Below are 875 nucleotides of genomic sequence, written 5' to 3'. Positions count from 1 at the left end.
TGAGCTTCTTCGAATTGGCCACCGATCGGGTGATGGGCCGTGAAGCGCAACGAGCGAGGCCCCCGGGCTGTTGATCGAGATGTCTGACGTCTCAATCACGTTGCTCGGGGGCCTCGTTGGTCATCCATCCTGCCGCACTCGACCTTCCGCATGCACTCGTGGAGTGGGTCACCATGCTGATCGTCACCCGTGAGGGCGACCGACGCTGCAAGCTCCGCCCGTCCCAGCGCGCGATGGTGGCACTGGTGTACCTGCGCGAACACACCACTCTCGCGAAGATCGCCGCTGGATTCGGGATCAGCGAGTCCACCGCCCACGCCTACACCAGCGCGGTCGTCGACCTGCTCGCCGAACGTGCACCGGGCCTGTTGAAGACGCTGCGCGAGCACGAACCCGACTTCGTCCTGCTCGACGGCACCCTCGCCGAGTGCGACCGGGTCGGCGACGGCCGGGCCGACTACTCCCACAAACACCGGCGCCACGGTGTGAACGTGCAGGTGGTCACCGACCCCGGCGGCCGGCTGCTGTGGCTCTCGCCCGCCCTGCCGGGCCGCACCCATGACCTGACCGCCGCCCGCACCCACCGGATCATCCGGATCTGCGAGCGCCAGGGCGTTCCCATCCTGGCGGATCTTGCCTACCAGGGCGGTGGCCCCTGGCTGACCACGGGCATCAAACGCAGGCCCCTGCAGGAACTCACCCCCACCGAGAAGACCGTCAACCGGGCCTTGGCCGCGGCACGGGCACCGGTCGAACGAGGCGTCGCCCGCCTGAAGTCCTGGCGGATCTTCCGCAGAGCCCGCTGCAGTCCGAACCGCATGACGTCAATCGCCAAAGCCGTCCTCACCCTGGAGCGGCAACGCTGAAGAAGCTCA

The 875-nt window shown here is 67.9% G+C and carries 1 protein-coding gene; it reads left to right on the top strand.

From position 1 onward, the window contains the following. Positions 1-116 precede the first annotated feature (116 nt). Positions 117-866: a transposase family protein gene (locus C1J00_RS43750; RefSeq protein ID WP_102914262.1), complete on the top strand. Its 750-nt coding sequence runs from the start codon at positions 117-119 to the stop codon at positions 864-866. Positions 867-875 lie beyond the last annotated feature (9 nt).

The organism is Streptomyces cahuitamycinicus, assembly GCF_002891435.1.
In the GTDB taxonomy this organism is placed as follows: Bacteria; Actinomycetota; Actinomycetes; order Streptomycetales; family Streptomycetaceae; genus Streptomyces; species Streptomyces cahuitamycinicus.
The sequence above is the reverse complement of the archived record's forward strand: the minus strand, read 5'-3'. Positions and strand labels throughout refer to the sequence as shown.